Origin of the sequence: Bradyrhizobium sp. th-b2, assembly GCF_000426785.1 — a bacterium.
Taxonomy (GTDB): Bacteria; Pseudomonadota; Alphaproteobacteria; order Rhizobiales; family Xanthobacteraceae; genus Bradyrhizobium; species Bradyrhizobium septentrionale.
On record NZ_AUGA01000007.1, the window covers coordinates 256,538 to 278,344 of the forward strand.

Here is a 21,807-nt window from a genome sequence, read left to right on the forward strand (position 1 = left end):
CCGATGTTTTACGAACCGGAAACCTGGGTTGCGATCGCCTTCGTCATTCTGATGGTCGTGTTCGGCTACCTCGGCGTCCATCGCACCCTGCTGACGGCGCTCGACCACCGTGCCGAGCGCATCAAGGCCGAGCTCGAGGACGCCCGCCGTCTGAAGGACGAGGCCAACAAGCTGCTCGGCGAGTACAAGGCGCGCCGCGCCAGCGCCGAGCGCGAGGCCCAGGAGATCATCTCCAGCGCCAAGCAAGAGGCCGAGCGGATCGCGGCCGAGGCCAAGACCAAGATGGAAGATTTTGTCGCGCGGCGGACCAAGACCGCCGAGAGCAAGATCGCCCAAGCCGAGGCCCAGGCCGTGGCCGATGTCCGCGCCGCCGCGGCCAACGCCGCCGTGACCGCCGCCTCGACCATCCTGTCGCAGTCGGTCAAGGGCTCGGTTGCCGACGACCTGGTCGGCAAGGGCATCGCCGAAGTCCGCTCCAAGCTGAACTGACGCGATCTCAACTTCTTCTACAAAAGGCCGGCGCGAGCTGATCGCGCCGGCCTTTTTGTTTGCTCAAATCCGCCCCGCCTGAAGCCACGCGATCCCGTTCCGATTGAATCGGAACGGCGCTACTTCTTCTTCGGCGCGCGGGGCTTGGGCTCCGGCTTCAGGGCCTGCGGGTCGAAGCCGATATAGAAGATGTAATCGTCGTTCTCGGCGGCCGTCGGCGCCGGATAGACCACATCCTCGGCGACCAGGCTGAACGGCACGCTGCCGCTCTCGTCCATCTGCACCGTGGTGGTGTAGGCCTTGGTCATGACCGTCCTCTCGCCGATGCCGCCCTTCACCACGGCGACGCGCAGCGGCACCTGGACAGTCGGCGGCGCGCCCGAGGGCCCGGCGATCACCCGCCCCTGGATACCGATCTTGGCGGTGATCTGCCCGCTGTTCAGGCCGCATTGCCGCGCAGTGCGCGTGATCGAGGCCAGGAACTTGACGTCGTTGCCGACCGCCTCCTTGCCGTTCGCGGCCACGGAATAGGTCGAGGCCCCGGCGCGGATCTGCACCGGCGGACAGGTCAGCTCGGCGTCGGCGTCATTGAGCTGTTTTGGCGCGGCTGGCGCGGCCGGCTTGTCCGAATCGGACGAGCCGCCGCCGAACAGGCTCTTGAAGCGGTCGCTCAGCGACTGCGCCGAGCCGACCGACGGCAGCAGGGTGGCACCGAGACCGATCGTTACCGCCGCCGCGAGCGCGAACCTGATCACCCTGTCACCCATGCGATATCCCTAAAGCCCCCAAGTGGTCTCCGAGTGGAGTTCCCCGTTTCGCGGGCGTTATAGCAAGCCAATGGCGGCGAACCCAAGGCATCTTGAAAGGACATTGAGCGGCGCCCGCCACCGGCCAAAAGACGTAAGAATCAGCCGCGGAAATCCTCGTGCAGCAGGCCGAACAGCAGGTGGTCCTGCCAGATCCCGTTGATGCAGAGATAGCGCCGCGCCAGGCCTTCGCGGGTGAAGCCGCACTTCTCCAGCACCCGGATCGACGACGCATTGGAGGGAATGCAGGCCGCCTCGATGCGATGCAGATTGAGCTCGCCGAACAGTGAGGGCAGCAGCACCCGCAGCGCCGTCGTCATGTAGCCGCGATGGGCGTGCGGCAGGCCGACCCAGTAGCCGATCGTGCCGGCCTGCACGATGCCGCGGCGGACATTGGCGAGCGTGATACCGCCGATCATCACCCCGTCCGATTCGCGGAAGATGATGAACGGGTAGGAGCGGTCGGCGGCGATATCCTCGGTGTAGCGGCGCAAGCGGCGGCGGAAGCCCGCGCGGGTCAGGTCGTCGGACGGCCAGATCGGTTCCCACGGCGTGAGATAGGCGCGGCTGAATTCGCGCAACTGCGCCCATTGCGGGAAATCCGACATTTGCGGCGCGCGCAGCAACAGCCCGTGACCGCGCGGCATCAATGCAGCGGGTCCACTAGACGGCAAACGAAACAGGGCCATGGCCCAACACTCCCCGCCAAGCTATTCCCCCTCGCCCCGCCCTTGCGGGGAGAGGGTTGGGGTGAGGGGCTCCGTCCACGAGCGAGCCGATCGCTGGGACCTGTACCCCCTCACCCGGATTGCACCGGACGATGCTTCGCATCGCCGAGAGCAATCCGACCTCTCCCCGCAAGCGGGAAGAGGTAAATTCTAGTGCAGCAACGACTTTGCCTTCGACTTGGTCAATCCTTCCGCAAAAGACACCGCCGTGTCCAGACCCCTGCCGCTGCCGAGGGCAACGACGGCGGGCCGGCTACGCGACAGCAGGGCGCGGGCGGCGTTGCGGCTCGATTCGACGCTGACAGCATCGATCCGCGCCACCAGTTCGTCCACCGTCTGCGGCCTTCCATAGGCTAGCACATGGCGTGCCAGTTGCTCGGCCCGCGATGAGCAGCTTTCCAGCGCCATCAACAGGCCGGCCTTCATCTGTGCCTTGGCGCGGGCGACCTCGGCCTCGGTCAGGGTTTCGACCGCGTCATTGATGACGTCGACGATCACTTCCATCATTTCCGGCGCGTCAGCCGGATCGGTGCCCGTATAGAGACCGAAGAAGCCGGTGTCGGTGTAGGGCGCGTGGAAGGTGTAGATCGAGTAGCACAGCCCGCGCTTCTCGCGCACCTCTTGGAACAGCCGCGACGACATCCCGCCGCCGAGCGTATTGGTGAAGACCTGCAGCGAGAACAGCGACAGGTCGGTCTGCGGCACGCCTTCGAGCGCCAATGTCAGATGCGCCTGCTCGAGATCGCGGTGCACCACGCGCGAGCCGCCCTTGCCGAACATTGCGGCTTGCGGCTTCGGCGCCGGCGTGGCGTCGAAGCTCGCAAACTTCTGCGCGACGTCCTCGACGATGCGCTTGTGATCGACGGCACCGGCGGCGGCGACCACCATGTCGGGGGCGCGGTAATGCGTCGAGAGATAGCCGCGCAGCATGTCGCGGTTGAAGGCCTTCAGCGTCTTGGCGGTGCCGAGCAGCGAACGGCCCATCGGCTGGTCCGGGTAGCAGAGCTCGTTGAGATGCTCGAACACGACGTCATCGGGCGTATCCTGCGCTGCGCCGATCTCCTGCACGATGACGCTCTTCTCGCGCTCCAGCTCGTCCGGCACGAAGGACGGGTTGGCGAGGATGTCGGAGAGCACGTCGAGCGCCAGCGGCACGTCGGCCTTCATCACCCGGGCATAATAGGCCGTGGTCTCGGTCGAGGTGCCGGCATTGAGATCGCCGCCGACCGCCTCGATCTCCTCGACGATCTCGCGCGAGGAGCGCCGTGCGGTGCCCTTGAACGCCATGTGTTCGAGCAGATGCGAGATGCCGTGCTCGTTCGGCTTTTCGTCGCGCCCGCCGACGCCGGCCCAGACCCCAAGCGCCGAGGTCTCCAGATGCGGCATGCTGTCGGTGACGACGGTCAGGCCGCTCGGCAGCTTGGTGATTTCAACGCTCATTCAGGCAACTCCTTGCTTGGCGGCACGGCTGACCGACAGCACGAAGCGCTCGACCTCGGCAGAATCATTCTTCATGACCGTCATCTGTTCGGACTTGGTCATCAACCCTCCGAGCCAGGCCGGCAGCTGCGGACGCACCCCGCAGGCGGCCTCGACTGCGTCGGGGAATTTGGCCGCATGCGCGGTCGACAGCACGATGTTCGGGATATTGGAGTCCGAGGTGTCGCGGTCGGCGACCGCGAGCGCCACCGCGGTGTGGGGATCGACCAGATCGCCCGCCTCGCGCCAGGCGGCGCGGATCGCCGCCGCCGTCTCGGTCTCGTCGGCGCGGCCGGCGTCGAAATCGCGGCGCACCGCGGCCAGCGTCGCATCCGGCAGCACGAAGCGGCCGGACTGCTTGAGCGAGCCCATCAGGCGGCGGACCTGCTCGGCGTCGCGGCCGCTGGCCTCGAACAGCAGCCGCTCGAAATTCGACGACACCTGGATATCCATCGACGGCGAAGTCGTGGCGTGCACCTCGCGCACCTCGTAGATGCCGGTCTTCAGGGTGCGGGCCAGGATGTCGTTGACGTTGGCGGCGATACGCAGCCAGCGGATCGGCAGCCCCATCCGCTTCGCGACATAGCCGGCGAAGATGTCGCCGAAATTGCCGGTTGGCACCGTGAAGTCGACGGTGCGCTGCGGCGAGCCGAGCGCGACCGCCGCGGTGAAATAGTAGACCACTTGCGCGACGATGCGCGCCCAGTTGATCGAGTTGACGCCCGACAGCGCCACCTGGTCGCGGAAGCGATGGTTGTTGAACATCGCCTTCACCAGCGCCTGGCAATCGTCGAACGTGCCTTCGATCGCCAGCGCATGAACGTTGCCGGCGCCGGTCGTCGTCATCATGCGGCGTTGCACCTCGGAGATGCGCCCGTTCGGGAACAGCACCACGAGGTCGACATTGTCGAGCCCCGCGAACGCCTCGACCGCGGCGCCGCCGGTATCGCCCGAGGTCGCGACCACGATAGTGGTGCGCTGTGCGCGCTTGGCCAACACGTGATCCATCAGCCGCGAGATCAGCTGCATCGCGACGTCCTTGAACGCCAAAGTCGGCCCGTGGAACAGCTCGAGCAGGAACTGGTTCGGCCCGACCTGGTCGAGCGGCACCACGGCGGGATGGCGGAACGTGGCATAGGCCTCGTTCGCCATGCGGCCGAGCTCGGCGTCGGAAATCTCGCCGGCGACGAACGGACGGATGATCTCGACGGCGACCTCCCAATAGGGACGGCCGAACAGGGCGGCGATGGTCTCGGGCGAAAGCTGCGGCCAGGTCTCGGGCACGTAGAGCCCGCCGTCGCGGGCGAGCCCGGTCAGCATCACATCGCAGAAGCCAAGCACCGGGGCCTCGCCCCTGGTCGAAATATACCGCGTCAAACCGCCCTCCAAAGGCTTCGATCCGAGCCTTAAGCCTTTGATATCATGGAATTATCGAGTTCGCCGCATGCGAACCGGATGAGGTCACCATAGAAGATCGGGCCCACAATGGGTAGCCCGAAGCGCACGTCCCCGGGGTCGCGCGGGGTGGTGAATTGCCTCGTGATGAAATGGATTGTGCAGCTCTCTCTCCGTTCGTCGTCCTGGCGAAAGCCAGGACCCATAACCACCGCAGTTGGATGGCGAACGAGGATCGTGGCCCCAGCGTCGCACAACAATTGAGATTTGGGGTAATGGGTCCTGGCTCCCGTGCGCAATTGCGCACTAGGCCAAGACGACGATGAGGATGGTTTTCGATTCAACCTGTCAAACAGCTTGTTCGCTGTCATCGCCCGGCTCGACCGGGCGATCCAGTATTCCAGAGACGGTTGTGCTTGAATCGAGAAGCCGCGGCGTACTGGATCGCCCGGTCGAGCCGGGCGATGACAGTGTGGGTGGGGACGCAGCTTCGCGTTCTCGCGACATGATTTGTCCGAGCTTTGCTCTTCGTTCCGCCCTCCTCTCGAACAGAGGGCGCAGGGAAAGCCGGGTGCCGATCGCACCCATGGGCCCCGAGCAATGGGTAGAAAGCTCGGGGGTAGGACCACAGGTGTAACCGGAAACAACCCGGCTTTCCCTGCGCGATGGGTTACGGCTTACTTCGTGCTCTCCCCGGCGAGACTGGGCTTGCTTGTCACCGCCGTCGTAACGCGCCTTCGCGTGTTGCGACGAGACACCTGCCGTTAGGGCGTCAGGACCACACGACTTCACCGTCCGCTTCGCGTGCTCTCGTCAGTCACACACTCGGCGTCCACCGCATCCCACACCGCGTTCGTGACGACCGCGAAGCGCCCCTCGATCGGGTGAGACGGGCGAACCATACACTAAGTTGCAATTCCGATAAACCGAAATATTTTTGCTCCTGGGGCTTGCGCCGTCGGGCAACTCAGTGGCAGGGGCGCGCGCCTCCATCCACTCGTCATTCCGGGGCGACGCGAAGCGTCGAGCCCGGAATCCATCCATCCACGGAACCCGCGGCCTGATGGATTCCGGGCTCTCGCTTCGCGAGCCCCGGAATGACGATGGAGAGAGAGCGGCGCTATCCCCTAACCGCTCGGCGGCGCCAGAGGCTGCACGATCTCCTGGAACGGCGGCAGCGCCTCGCAGCGCGCGGCGTGGGCCTGCAGCGCAGGATAGCGCGCGTCGAACAGATGCGGATGCGCCTCGCCGGTGAAGCGCAGCGCGCAGGCGACCGCGATGTCGGCATGGCCGATGCGCTTCTCCAGCCAATACGGCGATGGCACCGCCGCCCTCTCCTTCTCCAACACCGCGAGCACGCCTGATATCTGCGCATCGCAACGCTCGACCCAAAGCTTGAGCTGCTCCTTGCGCAGCACGCGCTCGTAGATCAGGCTCACCGCCTTGTCGGCGAGCCCGGTCGCGAGCGCCGTGATGCGCAGATGCTTGCGCCGCTCAGGCCCGGAGCGCGCGATCATCGCTTTCTCCGGCCCGACCAGTTCGTCGAGATAATCCAGGATCGCACCGCTCTCGATCAGCGCTTCGCCATCGTCAAGCACCAGCGTCGGCACCCGCCGCACCGGGTTGTAGGCCGCGACCTGCTCCGCATCGCCGAAAGTCGACCACGGTCTGTGCTCAAAGGGCAACCCATAGAGCCGCAGCGCAATCGCGGTGCGGCGGACAAAGGGCGAGTCGTATTGGCCGATCAGGAACATGTTTCACTCACGATTGCCGGACGAGCGCGAAGCGGAGCCGTTCACGAAAACAGTACTTTTTTGCTATGAGATGCACCAGCAGTCCACATCGATTTTCTATCTCAACTCCGGCAGATGACCCGCGCAGGCTCCATCAGAAGCCGATGCTCGCGGCTCAGAAGCGGGAGGGGGATTTGTCGCGCGAAAAACTTCTATGGGTTACGGCCTTGGGGCTGCTTCTGACGAGCGGCCCGCTTCTTGCCCAATCCAGTGGTCGGCCTGCGCAGGATGGGCTGCTCAAGAGCGTGCCGCCGATCTGGGATGCCAATCGCGACGGCGTCTACACCTGCGATGAATGGAAGAGCTTTGCCGATCGGATCTTTGCCTCCGCAGACCACAATCGCGACGGCAAGCTCGACCGATCCGAGTTCGCCACGGTTCAGAAAGCCGATGCGACATTGGCCGACGCTGACTTCGGCTATTTGGACGAAAATCAGGACGGCAAGATTACCCGCAAGGAATTCGTCGAGAAACCGAACGCGTTCATCCTGCGCTTCGACAGCAATGGCGACTGCCGTGTCACGGCCGACGAGCTAAGAGCCGCGACCGCGCCAAAAGGTCCCCAAGGCCCGGCCGAGCGGCCACGCGACAGATTCCACTGAGGTCACGTCTCTGCTGCCGCAGCCCCGTTACGCAATCACCGGCACATGCCTCGCCGCATCGCGCAGCAATTTACCGTCGAGCCTGGGATCGTCGGCCACCTCGATCTGCCGCTTGAACGGACGAAAGCCGGAGCGCTGGTAGAACGCGACAGCCGCGGGATGGTCGAAGGTGCAGGTATGCACCCAGACGCGGTTGACGTCGCGCGACCAGGCGATCTCGAGAGCGCGGTTCATCAGGAAGCGCGCGGCGCCGGTGCCGATGAATTTTGCGGTGACGCCGAAATAGAGCAGCTCGCATTGGCCGGGCTCGCTCAAATCAAGTTCGAGCAGGCCTTCATCATGGCCGTCAACGACCAGCCCGTAGAGCTCGATGCCGGGCGCGTGGATCCGAGCAGCCAGATCGGCGTCATCGAGCCCCGTGCGGGTGAACCACAGCCATTCCTCGCCGACGCGGCGGTAGAGATCGCGGTACCAGTCGAGCGCGGGCGGATCGACCTTGCACAGGCGCCACGCGCCGGGCGGATCGTCGCGGCGCGGCGGGCGCTCGGTCATTTCCAGATGTGTGACGACGGCGGCGATCTTGCCGTGGGGGATGTCGGAGTACCCGTCGGGTAGCAGCATCATGCGACCTTTGTTTCCAATTATCGGCGGGAAATATCCGCGTGTCTCGCGGCACATGCAATGCAACGCGGCGTAACAATATTACCGATTTGTCAGTCGGCGTTTTGGCGAATCAGGCGCTCGATGTGGAGAGGCTACCGGAGCAGAGGCCGTGTCGCGCCATCACACGCTGCCGCCGATCATCTATACGCCGCCGCCACCGAAGCCGAAGCCGGCACGGCGGCGGCGCGGCATCGGTTACGCACATGGGACGAGCGCGGCTGGTGCGGCCGAGGACGTCACGGATGGCGCGCCGGTGATGAGCACTCAGGTTATCCCGCAGCACGCGCGCCCGGTCGAGACCGTCGAGCGGCGCACGCCGTCACCGAACGGCAAGCTCAGCGACGACACGCTGCGCGCGATGCTTGAGTTGCAGGAGAAGCAGGTGAAGTAGTCGACGATATCGGCCACATATTCACTGTCGTCCCGGCGAAGGCCGGGACCCATAACCACCGATGCCGATTGCTTTTGCGCGCTGGGGCCACAGCGCCGTTCAACAACGCAACCCTGTGGTTATGGGTCCCGGCTTTCGCCGGGACGACAGTGGAGTTTTGGGCGGCCACCAGCCTTCCCTCACCGCGGCGTCAGCGTGATCGCTTCCGCCGTCGCGGCCTCCACGGCCGGGCGGCTGTAGAGCAGCGGCACATATTGGCCCGCGGCCCACAGCGGCGCGAGGTCGCGGTAGTGGGCGCTGAAGGGATCGCCGGATTGGCCTGGCGTGTTGATGGTGCGGCTCGCATCCCAATTGCCGACGTCGAGCACCATGCGGAACGAGGCGCCCGCGGTGAGGTGATAGTCGGAGCGGCGATAGGTGGCGGCGCGCGGCACGTTGGCGGCGCCGCCATAGGCGAGCGGGCCGACCGTCATCTGCGCCGCGGTGGCCTTGTCGGCGAGCGGCATCAGCGCGTGATCGAATTTTGCGACATGCAGCCGGCCCCAGCGCCAGGTCGAGGCATCGGGTCCGAGCTTTGCGGTGACGTCGGCGACGGCCGCGCCGAGGCTGTCGCGCAGCACGCGGTCGCGTTCGGCGGCGGGATCGCTGCCGAGCGCAGCGTCGGGCTTTTCGAGATAGCCGACGATGGCGGAGATGCTGGACGCCTCCGGCGCGATCAGCTCGGCCACCTTCGGCGCCGTGGTCTTGAGCAGGACCGGGCCGAGATGGTTCGCGATCCAGACCTCGTAGACCGCAGCGGCGGCGCTGTCGGCCGCATCGCGCGCGTCCCATGCCTTCAACAGGTCGAGCCCCTTCTTCACATTGGCATCGTCGGATGACAGCGGCTTCAACAGCGCGACCAACCGGCGCGCGAGCATGCCGGTGTCGTCGTTCTGCAGCGCCATCGCGTCCGCCAGCGTCACCTTGCTGTTGGCTTGCAGCACCTCGGTGATGCGCTGCCAGCGCGCGCTGTCGGACCATTCGAAGCCGACGCGGCGCTCATTGACCGGATAATCCGCCGGCAAGTTCATCTGGTTGGCGGTGGCGATGAATCCCTGCTTCGGCTGATACAGTTTCGGCAATTCGTCGAGCGACAGGAAGCCCTGCCACTCGTAGCGGCCGTCGCCGGGCACCGGCATCAATCCATCGAAGCTCGTGCGGCGCGGCGTCTTGCCGGCGGCGACCCAGCCGATATTGCCTGACGTGTCGGCATAGACCTGGTTCTCCGACGGCGCGCCCCAGCGCCGCATCGCGCCGAGGAAACTTTTCCAGCTCTTCGCGGTCATGTAGTCGGAGGAGCCGAAATAGGCCGAGGTGCCCGGCTCGAACCAGATCGAGCGCACGGCGAAGGCGCGCTTCTTTGCATCGTCGACATAGATCACCGGGCCGTGGCGAGTGAACTTCAGCTCGAGGTCGCGGTCGGCCTCGCCCTTCACCGCTTCCTTCTCGTGCACGATGCGCATGTCCTCCCAGCCCGTGCCGTAGCGGTACTGGTTCGGATTGTCAGGGTTGAGCTCGTAGACGTAGAGGTCTTCCTGGTCGACGTTGAAGATGGTCAGGCCGAACGCGATGGTGTCGTTGTGGCCGATCGAGATGCCTGGCAGCGCCGGCTCGCCCGCGCCGATCACGGAGATGCCGGGCGCGTTGAGGGCGACGATGTAGCGCAGCGACGGCACCGAGTGCTCGCGATGCGGATCGTTGGCGAGGATCGGACGCCCGGTCGCGGTGCGTGAGGCCGCGATCACCCAGTTGTTGGAGCCGATGGTGTCGCGCTGCTGGTCGGCGGCGGCGAGGAATGTGTCGGGATCATGCGCCAGCGCCGCCTTCAGGTCCTTCGGCGTGGCGAAGGCGACTGGGCGCGTGGCGAGGTCATAGGCTGCGAGCACGCCTTTCGGCACGCTGCAGGGATCGAGCCCGTCGGGGATCTTGGTGGTCCATGCCGGCTCCAGCTTGACGCGGAAGCGATCGGCATCGAGGCCTGCGGCACACGCGACCTGCGCGCGCTTCACCTCGGAGGCGACGTTGCGGGTCAGGCCGTGGCTCCGGACGCGCACGACATCCTCCGCCGACCACAGGTCCGGCATCGTGCCTGCGATCCTGAACTCGATCGGCAGCGGCCGCTTGCCCGCCTTGACGTCGGCGACATAGGCGTTGACGCCGGCGACGAAGGCCTCGGCATAGGATTTCGCCTTCGGGCCATAGGCGGCCCATTCCGCATTCATGTCGCCACGATAGAGGAACAGGCGCAGCGCCTTGTCCTGCTCGGCATAAGCGGGGCCGAAATCCTTCGCCAACAGGCCGAGCCCGCGCTTGCGCCAGAGATCGATCTGCCAGAGCCGGTCGCGCGCGGCGTTGAAGCCCTGCAGGAAGAACAGGTCGTGCTCGTTGCCGGCATAGATGTGCGGGATGCCCCAGACGTCGACCAGGATCTGGCCCGGCGCCGTCAGCCCGGCGACGTCGGTCTTGACCTCGCGCGCCGCCACCAGCGGGCTCGGCTTCTCGCGCGCCGCGGCGGGAGCGGCCAGCATCACGGCGCAGAGCGCGGCGGTGAGTAGTCTGGTGACCCGGTTGAAATCCGTGTTCATGTTGTTCTCTCCGATGGTTGTTATTGGTTTTGAGACGTCTTCAGCCACAGCTGTGCTGCGCCCCCTCTCCCGCTTGCAGGGGAGGTGTGGAGCGTCTACCGCACAGTTCGCTATTCCCCCTCGTCGCTCGCCAGCACGCCCTTCACGGCGCGCGCCCAGCCGGCGAGCTTACGGTCGCGCGTTGCCTCGCTCATCGCCGGCCTGAAGCGGTGCTCGAGCCGCCAATTGTCGGCGAATTTTGCAGGCTCCGGATAGACGCCGGCCTCGAGCCCGGCGAGATAGGCCGCACCGAGCGCCGTGGTCTCCTGGATCATCGGACGGTCGACCGGGGCGTTGAGCAGATCGGCGAGCCGCTGCATGGTCCAGTCCGACGCGGTCATGCCGCCATCGACGCGCAGCACGGTGTTGGTGGCGTTGGCCTCCGGCCAGTCGGTGCGCATCGCGGCCCACAGATCGAAGGTCTGGTAGCAGACGCTTTCCAGCGTCGCATGCGCGAGCTCCGCCGGGCCGGTGTTGCGGGTCAGCCCGAACAGCGCGCCGCGCACGCGCGGATTCCAGTACGGCGCGCCCATGCCGACGAAGGCCGGCACCAGGTAGACGCTCTGCATCGAGTCGGACTTGTCGGCAAGCGGCCCGGTCTCGGCGGCATGCTTGATGATGCCGAGCCCGTCGCGCAGCCACTGCACGGCGCTTCCGGCGACGAAGATCGAGCCCTCGAGCGCGTAGGTGCGCTGGCCGTTGAGCTGATAGGCGATCGTCGTGAGCAGCTTGTGCTTCGAGGCCACCGGCGTGGTGCCGGTGTTGAGCAGCGCGAAGCAGCCGGTGCCGTAGGTCGACTTCATCATGCCGGGCTCGAAGCAGGCCTGGCCGATGATCGCGGCCTGCTGGTCGCCGGCGATGCCGGAAATCGCGATCGGGCCGCCAAACAGATCGGCGGTGCTCTCGCCGAAGCGGGCGGAGGAATCCTTCACCTCGGGCAGCATCGAGCGCGGCACGCGCAACAGATTGATGAGGTCGTCGTCCCACGCGCCGCTGTGGATGTTGAACAGCAGCGTGCGCGAGGCGTTGGTGGCGTCGGTGGCATGCACACGCCCGCCGGTGAGCCGCCACAGCAGGTAGCAGTCGACGGTGCCGAACAGCAGTTCGCCGCGCTCGGCGCGTTCGCGCGCGCCCGGCACGTGATCGAGGATCCAGGCGACTTTGGTCCCGGAGAAATAAGGGTCGATGATCAACCCGGTCTTGGCCGAGATCGCGGGCTCGTGGCCTTCGGCCTTCAGTTTGGCGCAGATGTCGGCGGTGCGGCGGTCCTGCCAGACGATGGCGCGGTGCACCGCCTGTCCGGTGGCGCGGTCCCACACCACGGTGGTCTCGCGCTGGTTGGTGATGCCGATCGCGGCGATGTCCTTGGCCTTGAGGCCGGCCTGCTCCAACGCCTCGCGGCACACCATCACGGTCGAGGTCCAGATGTCCTCCGGCTCGTGCTCGACCCAGCCGGAGGCTGGAAAATGCTGCGGAAATTCCTGCTGCGCCACCGCGGCGATGGAGATGTCGCCGCGAAACACCATGGCGCGCGACGAAGTGGTGCCCTGATCGATGGCCAGCACGAAAGACATGAGCGTTTCCCTTGAGGCGTCTTCCCGAAGGAGATTGGTTCAGGCGCCAAGGGAGCGGATTACCGCGGCGAGGTCAAGATTGAGGGCGCCGTTCGCCGCGAGGCTATCAGACCCTCTGAGGCTGTCAGACCCGTCATCCTGAGGAGCGCGTAGCGCGTCTCGAAGGATGCACGGCCACAGTCTGGCCGTCGACCCTTCGAGACGCGCTTCGCGCTCCTCAGGGTGACGGTGACACATTAGACGCAGGGAGAGAACGAGCCCGATCACATCGGCCGGTAGGTCCGCACGTCGCCGGGGACGTTGACGCCGATCTTGATCGCGCCGACCGAGCGGATGATGTCGTCGCCGAGCAGCTGGGCGAAGCAGGCGTAGCCCCAGTCTTTCATATGCAGGCCGTCAGCGGTGACGAAATCGTTGATCGGGATCGCCTGCCGCTCGTGCCAGTCGCGCATCACCTCGAAGCGCGGGAAGATGCCGACATGGCGCAGGGCGGCGATGCGGCCGAGCAGCTTCACCATGCCGCGCGCGCTTTCGGGACGCTCGGTGACGCGCGGCGAATATTGCGGATCGACCAGCACGACGTCGGCGCCGGAGGCCTGCAGCCGCGCCACGCCGTCCTCGACCTGCTTTGCGGTCTCGGAGGGATCGAGGTTGCGCAGCACCGCGTTGGTGCCGACCTGCCAGATCACCATGTCGGGATGCACGTCGATCACTTCGGTCTGCAGCCGTGCCATCATCTCGGGCGCGTCCTCGCCGCCCTTGCCGCGGTTGAGCACGGTGATGTCGGCGGACGGATACTGCCGGCGCAGCTGTCCGGCGAGCCGGTTCGGATAGGTGAATTGGGGCGCCGACGAACCATACCCTTCCGTCGAGGACGAGCCGAATGCGATGATCACGACCGGCTTGCCGGCGGCGAGCTTGGCCGCGACATGCGGCAGCGAGCCGGTCGAGCTCGGCACGCCCTTGGGCTGCTGGCACGGCACGCGGTGGAAAATGTCGCTGGCGGATTTGGCGACCTGCCTCACCTTGTCGAACGCCTTCGCGGCGACGCCGGGCTGCTGATTGGCCGCATCGGCTTCGATGGCGGCGGGCTTGTCCGCGTCAGGCCGTGCGGCCTCAGACTTGGCACCGGGCGCGAGTGCCGCATGCTGATCGCCCTGGCCGGTCTGCGCGCGCGACGGCGTAACCGATAGCGGCGCGAGCAGCGCGAGCGCCGCAACGGCGCACAGGGTTCGCCCTACGGTGAGGCGAAAAGGGAACGCAAAACGCATCAACTCTGCTTCCTCTAATTCTGCTGCACCGGGCCCAGATGGGCCGCATCGATCACGAATTTCGCAAGGGCCCGGCCGAGACAGGCATGAACCTTCTTGGCCAGGTCGACACCATGCGAGGTGCTGAACAGGTCAAAATATCCGGCGTCGCTCCATTGCTTCATGATCGCGAACCGGTCGAACAGCGGAACGTCGTGCTGCTGCGCCACCACCTTCATATTGTCGAGATATGGCGGTGCAGAGATCATCGTCTCCGTACGCGGGCTGTATTGCAGATTGACCAGCACCACGTCAGTCCCGGCGCCCCGCAACGCAACAACGCCGTCGTTGATGGCGGTACGGAAATCGTCGGGATCGACTGCTCGCATAGCATCGACCGTGCCGGTCTGCCAGATAACCAAAGTAGGCTTTTTTGCTTCAGCAAGCTTAACAAGGGTTCCCGCGGTCTCCTCGGCGGTGCTCTTTCCCTGTAATTCTACGGATAGATCGATCACAGACGACGGCAATGCCTCCTTGAGCGCCGCCTGCAGCGTGGCCGGATAGGCGCTCGCCTCGTTGCCAGGAATGGTCGAGGAGCGGCTGCCGACCACTAGCACGTTGAGCGGCTGGTTGGCCTTCACGGCATCCATGACCTTCGGCAGCGAGCTTTCGGTCGAAAGCAGATAGGCGGGCACGTCGCAGGGCGGCGCGGGCGGCTCGGCGGTGTCGCCGGCGCGTGCGGGCGCCGCCGCCAAACAGGCGGCCAATAGCGTCAGGCCCAGCAGCGTCCGCGCGGACATCATGCTCCCCCTCCCGCCATATCGGCGTTGCCGCCGGCGCCTTTTTTCGAGGCGCCTTTGTCGGCGGAGTGTTTGTACCACGAAATAATCCACGCCATGCCGCACATGATGAGGATGCCGCTGACGCTGATCAAGGCGTGCAGTGCGGCACCGCCAGATACTTCGGCAAGCACGAAGTGACCGGCAAAGGCGAGGAAGACCCCGAGACAGAATATCTCAAGCGAATGCTGGCCACACAGGATCAAAGGTCGCAGCCAGGGCGATTTCAACCCCGGCCAATCCCGGGGCAGGAAGCGCACGGTGAGGGCTGCGAGCGCCAGGAAATGCGCGAACCGCAACACGTCCAAGTCGGTCTTGTTGATCGGATACATCCATTGCTCGATCACCTTGGGCATGATGTGGCCGAGCTGCGGCACGTACCAGGTCAGCGTCACGAAGAACGCGGCGACCAGATAAACGATGCAGATCCACATCGTGATGTTCGACGACAGGATGTGCGACATCCGCCGCGCGCCGCCCAGCGCACACCAGGCACCGAACACGAACAGCAATTGCCAGGCGAACGGATTGAACGCCCAGAAGCCGTTCGGATAGGCCGAGAGATAGAGGTCGAACTGCCAGGTCACCGCGTAGAGCACGACCGACAGGCCGAGCGTGACATCGGGCTTCCATTTCATCAGCCACAGGATCAGCGGCAGGAACAGCATCAAGACGATATAGAGCGGCAGCACGTCCATGTTGACCGGACGGAAGCGCAGCAGCAACGCCTGGACGATGGTGACGTCGGGCTGCTTGAGGAAGTCCATGATCCCCATCTCTTCGGTGTAGAGCGGGTTCTCGAACGAGGTCGCCACATAGGAGATCTCGGCGAGGAAGATCGTGAACAGGAAGACATGCGCGACATAGATCTGCCAGACCCGGCGCAGGATGCGCGCGGTCGCGATCACGAAGCCGCCCTCCAGCATGGCGCGGCCATAGACGAAGGCCGCGGTGTAGCCGGAGATGAAGATGAAGATCTCCGTGGCGTCGGAGAAGCCGTAATTGCGGATCGTCAGCCAGGTCAGGAGATTGGTCGGCAGATGATCGATGAAGATCAGCCACAGCGCGAGCCCGCGGAACAGGTCGAGCCTGAGCTCGCGCTCGCCGGTCACCGGCAGCGTGATCGCAGGCGCCGCGGCCTTCGCCTTCACCTCGGCATCGGCTTTTGCCTCGGCCTTGACGTCAGTCTTGGCCTCAGCCACCGGCGAACCGGCTATGGGATCGGCAATCGAGCTCATCAAACACCGTGTCGGCTGCGGACGCCCCGCAGGCCGTGCTGAAAAGATAATACCGGTCCACGACTTCCGGAGAAAGCCTTGCCGACAAAGCACAGAGTGCGGCGGCATGCCGCCGCGCTTTAGAGCGGAACTATGTTGAAACCGCGATGAACGGCCGGCCCCGGGACCGGCTTTTCACGGCCCGGCAAGCGATTGGTTCCGGCTGACCAATTGGCTATGATAGGCGCCTGTTTGCGCATGATCCGGTCGAAAACGGATTTTGCGCCGAGATCATCGGATTGAGCCGTATGTACCGCGCCGTTACCCGCCAGATCGAAGTCACCGTCGAGCCGAACTTCATGCCGGAGCGCTCATCGGTCGATCGGCGCGAGTATTTCTGGTCGTACAAGATCGTGATCGTCAATGCGGGGCCGGAAACGGTGCAGCTGCGCACCCGGCACTGGATCATCACCGACGCCACCGGGCGCCGCCAGGAGGTGCGTGGCGAGGGCGTGGTCGGCGAGCAGCCGGTGCTCGCGCCCGGCGAGCGCTTCGAATACACCTCGGGCGTGCCGCTGCCGACCGCCTCCGGCTTCATGACCGGCAGTTACCAGATGGTCACCGAAGCCGGCGAGCGCTTCGACATCGACGTGCCGACGTTCTCGCTGGACAGCCCGAGCCCGGATGGGAAAAGGGTGTTGAACTGAGACTCCCCGGCGACAACGTCGCGGCAAGGGTGCGCGCCACAAGTCTTCAGGGAGCCAGTCCGCACGCTCTCCGTCACCGTGGAGAGCGATCGCGACGAAGCTGTGACGGTCAAACATAGGTCCGCACTCTCGCGGTGCGATCCAACACGTTGGTTTCCTTGCATCAACGTGCTTGTGGCATAGTGCACGAGCGTATCCGGAAATTGCGCCCTAAGGGATTGGCCCGGACCGACCACGTTGCCTCTGCGACAAAAACGGTATACTTTGTTGTTGCTCGGGCTGTTCAATGCGCCGGGCTTCGGTTGATCCCTGCACCGCGCTGCGAATACAGGAGCGTGACCATGCCGATTACGACGCTGAAGGTTTTGGCGAGCCTCATCCAGCTCCATGGGCCGGACGCAATCATTCAAAGCGACCATCAGGGTATCGACGCATTGCTGAGCGATCTGCGCGGACAGGGTGTGCAGCAAGGAGTCGTCGCCGACGAAGCCGTGGTGACCCAAGCCGCTTTCAGGCGTGGGGGTTTTGCCAAGGGGCCTAGCGCAGGCGCGTTTCGCAGAGCGGCGTACGCTCCGGGCGCGGGCGCGTTTCGCCGAGGCGGATTTGTTCGAGGGTACTAGAGCATTTTCGGTTCTGATTGAATCAGAACCGAAGCTCTAGCTCTTTGTTTTGACGCGTTTTCTTCACGCGAACCGGTATCCACTTCGCTCGAAAACGCTCTAGCTAGCTCCTTCAACCAGTCTCGGTATCGGCATGTCAGCGGACGGTGCAGATTTTGCCGCTTTCCAGGATCAGCCGATCACGCAATTGTTGGTCAAGGTTGCAACGAGATGTAACATCGATTGCTCCTATTGTTACTGGTTCCGCGACGCGTCCGTTTATAGCAAGCCCAAGCTCATGAGCCCGGACGTGCAGCAGCAATTGCTGCAGCGCATAGAACAGCACGTTCTCAGATACGCCCTCGTCGATTTTCCCATCATTCTGCACGGGGGTGAACCGCTGCTGTGGGGCGCCGAGAACTTCCACCGCATTGCCGAGGCCTGCGAGGATATTTCATCACGGACCGGCTGCGAGATACCCATCGCGGTCACGACCAACGGCGTGTTGATCGATGACGATTGGCTGGCCTGCTTCGAGGCCCACAACATTTCGGTCGCGATCAGTCTGGATGGGCCGGCGCACATTCACGACACTCACCGCAAGACGTTCCAGGGTACGGGCACCCACGCCGCTGTCGAACGAGCCGCTCGCATGCTGGTGTCGCGCGAGATTGGCGTGATTGCCCTGGCAGTCTGCAATCCCGCTTATGCGCCGCAGCAATATGCCGATTTTTTCGCTGCGTGCGGGATCTCCAACTACGACATCATGATCCCCGACGCGACGGTGGACGAGCAGCCGCCATCCATTGCCGCGTTCTACAAGGGCTTGTTCGACGTATGGCTGGAGGCGAATCGCGCCACACCGACGGCCAATATCCGCATCATTTCCGACATGATCACCGCGCTGCTCGACAACAATTCACCGACCGAGGGCGTCGGCCACAAGCCCGTCGAGCTTTGCACCATCATGACCGATGGCACCGTGGAGGCGCACGATGTGCTGCGGATTGCGGGCGACGGCTTCACGAACACCAGCTTCAACATCTTCGATCATGCGATCGACGCTGTCAGGAACGAGCCTCGCTGGAAAGCCGCGCGCGATGCTTCAATCAATCTTTGCGCGAAGTGTCGGCAATGCAAGTTCATGAACGCCTGCGGGGGCGGCTATCTTCCGCACCGTTTCTCCAAGGCGAACGGCTACGATAATCCTTCGGTCTATTGCGACGATCTCTATGCGATGTTTGAGAACATGCAGTCCGTTCTGGAACGCCATCTTTACGTCAGCAAGCCAGACGGCAGTCGCGTCAATGTACACGACACTTTGACAGGTGCCATGCCCGCGAATGCGAGGCACCATGCTTCTGAGCAACAGAAATAGTTTCGAACTTTTCTGATTTGCTCGACGGCCAGTCAACTCGCCATCATTCAATGTGAAATTGCGCGTTGGGGCGGCGCGGCCGTCACGCGATCAATGGAACCGACGGGTCGGCACCAGGAACCAATGCCTCGCGAGACCATTGGCTTCCTGACACAAGCACTTTTGGAGGATTAGTATGAAGAATCTCGCGATCTATTTGGCGGCCGGCGCAAGTGCCCTTGTCATGACTGCCACAACCACGGCTTACGCCGGACCGCTCTCGCTCGGCGCGTCCGCTACACCGGAGAGCAACATCCAAAACGTCCGCATGGTTTGCAATGAGGACGGCCGCTGCTGGCGTGAACGTGGCGAACGCCGCGTCATCATCCGTGAGCGCGGTGATTCATACGGATATGCGCCCCGCGAGCGCTACATTGAGCGCCGTGATTATGAAGAGCGTGGTGGCATCGGGTTCCGCGCGCCGGGCGTGAGCGTCGGAATCGGGACCGACCGCTACTGAGTAAACCGAAAGCCCCAAAAGGGCCGCGGAGAAATCCGCGGCCTTTCTTTTTGGCGACGTTGCAAACGGCGAGGACCTGGTCTGCCGGCCAACTGCCCCCGCCTTCACATGTGAGGGGCACTGGCGCCCCGCATGCGCTCCAGGAGCCAGAAAGCCCCGATCGCAACGAACGAGAGAACGAAAATTCCTCCGCACGCCAGGAAAGTCTGTACGAAACTCGTATCCATGACATCCTCCAGTTGATCGCTCGCAAGCTCGACCAACGTGCTCAATCTGCCAGATTGTCTCGCGTGATCGGATCGACGGCGCCGATTTCAGAAGTTCGCAGCAACCAGATCGTAAGATCCCCTGCTTCCGCGAACATAGACCCTGGCAGCGGCGGCACATATCAGATCGCGATTGGCATCGAATGCGTTCAAAAGGCCTGGCTCGTCGAGGTAGGCATCCGATTGAATGCGCTTCAAGGCGCCTTCGGTGACGAAGAATGATGCCTCAATAGCACTGTCATATCCCCAAAACCGCACGGCGCGCCGCGTCTGGTCGTATGAACGACTATGATTTGGAAACTCAATCATGGATGAGGCCTATCAGGTTGATGCCATGGCGCGCCGTGCCCCGAGACGCGCACATTGAAGCGACGTGTCGTCGGTCGATATCGGGGGCAAGATTTGGCGGCTAAGGCTTCGCGCTTCCGCAAAGGGGATGCTGTAACAATACAGTTGCGCTACCGCTTACGTGGCTACTCCACTAACGAATGACAAGCCCACTCGCTCCAGGCCCCCACAAATAGATCGCGATTCGCCTTGTTGTCGGGCGGAAGGATCGCTACGTGTTTCAGTATCACCGCGCGCCCCGGGCTGTTACCGGTGACTGAGAGTGTTGCGCTCCCGCCTTGACCAAAACAGGCGGTCACATGTCAGATATCTCCAAATTCGATCTTCGCGGGTTGCTCGTACCACCGGTGCTGCTGCCGATCTTCTTGGTGCTGCTGGTCGCCGCCGCGGTCGTCATTCAATGGTGATCCAACGCTGCGCGCTTTCGCCGCAGGATGATCCGAGCGGTGGCCGCCGTGGACGAGGCGCGCGAAATGCCGCCGAAATGCAGGAGCTTCTCTGCAGTAAGCGCGGCGGACCGGCCGATTGAACGGCCTAAGAGGGCGGTGCGCTGCTGTGTGCTCGCTCCCAACTGAGAACCAACACGCTAGTGACACGCAGGAGCAAGCCTGCCGTTTGTCGCCGGCGCGAGATGGCAACGTGCGTTCGCGGCGAGCTTGTATCATTCATCAGCTGGCCGGGGATCGAATGGGCACCGAGATGCTTGTCCCAGATCGACTGCCTCGTCCGGTTCAGGGCAGCTTCGATCTCTCAAATCGCTGCGAGCGGCGTTCCAGGCGTTCTAATGGTACTCGATCATTCAGGCATTCCAGCTGTTGTGCTCATTGTCGAGGACGAGATGCTGCTTCGCATGCGCGCGGTAGAAATGGTGGAAGACGCCGGCTATACGCCACTTGAGGCCATGGATGCCGATGAGGCTGTGGCTATCCTGGAATCCAGGTCCGATATCGCGCTGGTATGCACAGACATCCAGATGCCCGGCAGCATGGACGGCCTTGAACTTGCACATGCCGTGCACGGGCGTTGGCCGTCGATCAAGATCATCGTGGTATCGGGGCAATCGAACCTGCCGAGCCTTCATCTTCCCGCCTGCAGCAGGTCCTTCGCCAAGCCACTCGATGCCGGGAAAGTGATAGCTGAGATGCATGGCATGATCGGCCGCGCCTGATGCGCTCGCGTCTTTCCTGCCGGATACGTCCCTGATTGCGCAGAAAACATTCGCCGAAGAGCAAGCTTATAATGATACGGTCGATGATGTCTCCAGCCGACCTCCGCACAGACCCGCGTGCTGCAAGCCGCTTAGCACCGCAGCAAGACGTTCTGGCGGAAGAGAATGTCAGCCTTCGCCTTCTCCTCGCGCAGGCCGAGATCGATGCCCAGAGTTTGCTGACCGCGGCCGGCATTGACGCCAAGGAGCGCGAAGCGGCCGACAAGCTGCAGAAGGTGATCCTCGAGGAGCTGCACCACCGCATCAAGAACACGCTCGCAACCGTCGGTGCCATCGTCTCCCAGAGCCTGCGCAACCTGGAAGGAGCTGAACACGCGCGGCACGCCATCGAGGGCCGGCTGCTGGCGCTCGGGCGGGCGCACGATCTCCTGCTGCAGGCAAGATGGAGCAGCGCGGATCTTGGCACGGTCGTCCGCGGCGCCACTGAAGCATTCAACAATCCGGATGAGCCGAAATTCTCGATTTCAGGACCCAATATTCGCATGACGTCGGGCGCCGTTATCGCCATCGCAATGACGCTCAACGAGCTCTGCACGAACACCACGAAGTTCGGCGCCCTGTCCGCCCCACAAGGGCGGATCGACATCAGTTGGAGGCTGGATCAACCAACACAGCGCTTGCATCTGATATGGACCGAGAAAAACGGACCGGCAGTCCACCCTCCCGAAAGGCGCAGTTTCGGGACACGGCTGATCGAGACGCTCGGCAGGCAGCTGCGCGGCGATGTGCGGCTAAGCTATGAGCCGACCGGCTTCGTGTATGCATTCGACGCACCATTGGCTTCTCTGACATCGTCAACCGCATAGTGGACGTCCCGAACCCACCCGCTAAAGTCTGGATATGACGCTCAATGACGAATTAAGTCGACTACCGGGCATAAGGGGTATCTACTG

General features: G+C 63.9%; 21 protein-coding genes. 9 read left to right on the forward strand and 12 right to left on the reverse strand.

Features of this window, described 5'->3' with window-relative positions; all coding sequences use genetic code 11:
• The first annotated feature begins 3 nt into the window (after window positions 1-3).
• Window positions 4-489, forward strand: a complete 486-nt coding sequence (locus K359_RS0113725; RefSeq protein WP_029079868.1) for an ATP F0F1 synthase subunit B — start codon at window positions 4-6, stop codon at window positions 487-489.
• Window positions 490-608: 119 nt separating this feature from the next.
• Here K359_RS0113725 and K359_RS0113730 read toward each other — a convergent pair whose 3' ends face one another.
• From K359_RS0113730 to K359_RS0113755, 5 genes are all read right to left on the reverse strand, one after another.
• On the reverse strand, window positions 609-1,256 hold the full coding sequence (locus K359_RS0113730; protein WP_029079869.1) for a hypothetical protein: 648 nt from the start codon (window positions 1,254-1,256) through the stop codon (window positions 609-611).
• Between the two features lie 140 nt (window positions 1,257-1,396).
• On the reverse strand, window positions 1,397-1,984 hold the full coding sequence (locus K359_RS0113735) for a GNAT family N-acetyltransferase (protein WP_029079870.1): 588 nt from the start codon (window positions 1,982-1,984) through the stop codon (window positions 1,397-1,399).
• A gap of 189 nt (window positions 1,985-2,173) precedes the next feature.
• Window positions 2,174-3,463, reverse strand: a complete 1,290-nt coding sequence (locus tag K359_RS0113740) for a pitrilysin family protein (RefSeq protein WP_029079871.1) — start codon at window positions 3,461-3,463, stop codon at window positions 2,174-2,176.
• Window positions 3,464-4,879, reverse strand: coding sequence for a threonine synthase (thrC, locus tag K359_RS0113745; RefSeq protein WP_029079872.1), 1,416 nt, complete (start codon window positions 4,877-4,879; stop codon window positions 3,464-3,466).
• Between the two features lie 1,145 nt (window positions 4,880-6,024).
• Window positions 6,025-6,651: a glutathione S-transferase family protein gene (locus K359_RS0113755; RefSeq protein WP_029079874.1), complete on the reverse strand. Its 627-nt coding sequence runs from the start codon at window positions 6,649-6,651 to the stop codon at window positions 6,025-6,027.
• 173 nt (window positions 6,652-6,824) lie between these two features.
• On the opposite strand from K359_RS0113755, the gene K359_RS57230 reads away from it, so the two are divergent.
• A complete protein-coding gene (locus tag K359_RS57230; RefSeq protein WP_165127502.1) occupies window positions 6,825-7,292 on the forward strand; it encodes an EF-hand domain-containing protein in 468 nt (155 codons plus the stop codon).
• 27 nt (window positions 7,293-7,319) lie between these two features.
• Here K359_RS57230 and K359_RS0113765 read toward each other — a convergent pair whose 3' ends face one another.
• Complete coding sequence (locus K359_RS0113765) at window positions 7,320-7,913, reverse strand: GNAT family N-acetyltransferase (protein WP_029079875.1); 594 nt, start codon at window positions 7,911-7,913, stop codon at window positions 7,320-7,322.
• Window positions 7,914-8,064: 151 nt separating this feature from the next.
• Between K359_RS0113765 and K359_RS0113770 the strand changes: the two genes are divergently transcribed.
• Window positions 8,065-8,346 carry a hypothetical protein gene (locus tag K359_RS0113770; protein WP_029079876.1) on the forward strand — a complete coding sequence of 94 codons (282 nt, stop codon included), beginning with the start codon at window positions 8,065-8,067 and terminating at the stop codon, window positions 8,344-8,346.
• Between the two features lie 179 nt (window positions 8,347-8,525).
• Here the strand turns inward: K359_RS0113770 and K359_RS0113775 are convergent, their stop codons facing one another.
• The 5 genes from K359_RS0113775 to K359_RS0113795 all read right to left on the reverse strand — a co-directional run bounded on the left by K359_RS0113775 (window position 8,526) and on the right by K359_RS0113795 (window position 15,910).
• A complete protein-coding gene (locus tag K359_RS0113775) occupies window positions 8,526-10,970 on the reverse strand; it encodes a penicillin acylase family protein (RefSeq protein WP_029079877.1) in 2,445 nt (814 codons plus the stop codon).
• Window positions 10,971-11,080: 110 nt separating this feature from the next.
• The gene (gene glpK / locus K359_RS0113780) at window positions 11,081-12,583 is read right to left on the reverse strand and encodes a glycerol kinase GlpK (protein WP_029079878.1); all 1,503 of its coding nucleotides are present in this window, start codon (window positions 12,581-12,583) and stop codon (window positions 11,081-11,083) included.
• A 263-nt stretch (window positions 12,584-12,846) separates the two neighbouring features.
• Window positions 12,847-13,854: an SGNH/GDSL hydrolase family protein gene (locus tag K359_RS0113785; RefSeq protein ID WP_029079879.1), complete on the reverse strand. Its 1,008-nt coding sequence runs from the start codon at window positions 13,852-13,854 to the stop codon at window positions 12,847-12,849.
• A gap of 14 nt (window positions 13,855-13,868) precedes the next feature.
• Entirely contained in the window at window positions 13,869-14,633 is a 765-nt protein-coding gene (locus K359_RS0113790) for a hypothetical protein (RefSeq protein WP_029079880.1), read from the reverse strand.
• A complete protein-coding gene (locus tag K359_RS0113795; protein WP_029079881.1) occupies window positions 14,633-15,910 on the reverse strand; it encodes an OpgC domain-containing protein in 1,278 nt (425 codons plus the stop codon). The genes K359_RS0113790 and K359_RS0113795 overlap by 1 nt, the downstream gene beginning before the upstream one ends.
• 287 nt (window positions 15,911-16,197) lie before the next feature.
• Here K359_RS0113795 and apaG point away from each other — a divergent pair, with 287 nt between their 5' ends.
• From apaG to K359_RS0113815, 4 genes are all read left to right on the forward strand, one after another.
• Window positions 16,198-16,596, forward strand: a complete 399-nt coding sequence (apaG, locus tag K359_RS0113800) for a Co2+/Mg2+ efflux protein ApaG (RefSeq protein WP_029079882.1) — start codon at window positions 16,198-16,200, stop codon at window positions 16,594-16,596.
• 341 nt (window positions 16,597-16,937) lie between these two features.
• Window positions 16,938-17,216, forward strand: a complete 279-nt coding sequence (locus K359_RS51865; protein ID WP_029079883.1) for a hypothetical protein — start codon at window positions 16,938-16,940, stop codon at window positions 17,214-17,216.
• A gap of 133 nt (window positions 17,217-17,349) precedes the next feature.
• Entirely contained in the window at window positions 17,350-18,573 is a 1,224-nt protein-coding gene (locus K359_RS51870) for a radical SAM protein (RefSeq protein ID WP_051346118.1), read from the forward strand.
• A 175-nt stretch (window positions 18,574-18,748) separates the two neighbouring features.
• Complete coding sequence (locus tag K359_RS0113815; RefSeq protein WP_029079884.1) at window positions 18,749-19,072, forward strand: hypothetical protein; 324 nt, start codon at window positions 18,749-18,751, stop codon at window positions 19,070-19,072.
• A gap of 314 nt (window positions 19,073-19,386) precedes the next feature.
• Here the strand turns inward: K359_RS0113815 and K359_RS58785 are convergent, their stop codons facing one another.
• Complete coding sequence (locus K359_RS58785) at window positions 19,387-19,647, reverse strand: DUF1488 domain-containing protein (protein ID WP_084518382.1); 261 nt, start codon at window positions 19,645-19,647, stop codon at window positions 19,387-19,389.
• 823 nt (window positions 19,648-20,470) lie between these two features.
• Between K359_RS58785 and K359_RS0113835 the strand changes: the two genes are divergently transcribed.
• Window positions 20,471-20,854 (forward strand): response regulator, encoded by a 384-nt coding sequence (locus K359_RS0113835; RefSeq protein WP_029079886.1) that lies wholly within the window; start codon window positions 20,471-20,473, stop codon window positions 20,852-20,854.
• An 86-nt stretch (window positions 20,855-20,940) separates the two neighbouring features.
• Window positions 20,941-21,720 (forward strand): sensor histidine kinase, encoded by a 780-nt coding sequence (locus K359_RS0113840; protein ID WP_029079887.1) that lies wholly within the window; start codon window positions 20,941-20,943, stop codon window positions 21,718-21,720.
• Window positions 21,721-21,807: the final 87 nt, after the last annotated feature.

Excerpts from the sequence above, each read along its gene's own strand:
- K359_RS0113785 (WP_029079879.1), bottom strand. The coding sequence starts at position 13,854 with ATGCGTTTTGCGTTCCCTTTTCGCCTCACCGTAGGGCGAACCCTGTGC.
- K359_RS0113795 (WP_029079881.1), bottom strand. The coding sequence starts at position 15,910 with ATGAGCTCGATTGCCGATCCCATAGCCGGTTCGCCGGTGGCTGAGGCC.
- K359_RS51870 (WP_051346118.1), top strand. The coding sequence starts at position 17,350 with ATGTCAGCGGACGGTGCAGATTTTGCCGCTTTCCAGGATCAGCCGATC.
- glpK (WP_029079878.1), bottom strand. The coding sequence starts at position 12,583 with ATGTCTTTCGTGCTGGCCATCGATCAGGGCACCACTTCGTCGCGCGCC.
- K359_RS0113775 (WP_029079877.1), bottom strand. The coding sequence starts at position 10,970 with ATGAACACGGATTTCAACCGGGTCACCAGACTACTCACCGCCGCGCTC.
- K359_RS0113815 (WP_029079884.1), top strand. The coding sequence starts at position 18,749 with ATGAAGAATCTCGCGATCTATTTGGCGGCCGGCGCAAGTGCCCTTGTC.
- K359_RS0113835 (WP_029079886.1), top strand. The coding sequence starts at position 20,471 with ATGGTACTCGATCATTCAGGCATTCCAGCTGTTGTGCTCATTGTCGAG.
- K359_RS0113725 (WP_029079868.1), top strand. The coding sequence starts at position 4 with ATGTTTTACGAACCGGAAACCTGGGTTGCGATCGCCTTCGTCATTCTG.
- K359_RS51865 (WP_029079883.1), top strand. The coding sequence starts at position 16,938 with ATGCCGATTACGACGCTGAAGGTTTTGGCGAGCCTCATCCAGCTCCAT.
- K359_RS0113755 (WP_029079874.1), bottom strand. The coding sequence starts at position 6,651 with ATGTTCCTGATCGGCCAATACGACTCGCCCTTTGTCCGCCGCACCGCG.
- K359_RS0113740 (WP_029079871.1), bottom strand. The coding sequence starts at position 3,463 with ATGAGCGTTGAAATCACCAAGCTGCCGAGCGGCCTGACCGTCGTCACC.
- K359_RS58785 (WP_084518382.1), bottom strand. The coding sequence starts at position 19,647 with ATGATTGAGTTTCCAAATCATAGTCGTTCATACGACCAGACGCGGCGC.
- K359_RS0113735 (WP_029079870.1), bottom strand. The coding sequence starts at position 1,984 with ATGGCCCTGTTTCGTTTGCCGTCTAGTGGACCCGCTGCATTGATGCCG.
- K359_RS0113790 (WP_029079880.1), bottom strand. The coding sequence starts at position 14,633 with ATGTCCGCGCGGACGCTGCTGGGCCTGACGCTATTGGCCGCCTGTTTG.
- apaG (WP_029079882.1), top strand. The coding sequence starts at position 16,198 with ATGTACCGCGCCGTTACCCGCCAGATCGAAGTCACCGTCGAGCCGAAC.
- K359_RS0113730 (WP_029079869.1), bottom strand. The coding sequence starts at position 1,256 with ATGGGTGACAGGGTGATCAGGTTCGCGCTCGCGGCGGCGGTAACGATC.
- K359_RS0113765 (WP_029079875.1), bottom strand. The coding sequence starts at position 7,913 with ATGCTGCTACCCGACGGGTACTCCGACATCCCCCACGGCAAGATCGCC.
- K359_RS0113840 (WP_029079887.1), top strand. The coding sequence starts at position 20,941 with ATGTCTCCAGCCGACCTCCGCACAGACCCGCGTGCTGCAAGCCGCTTA.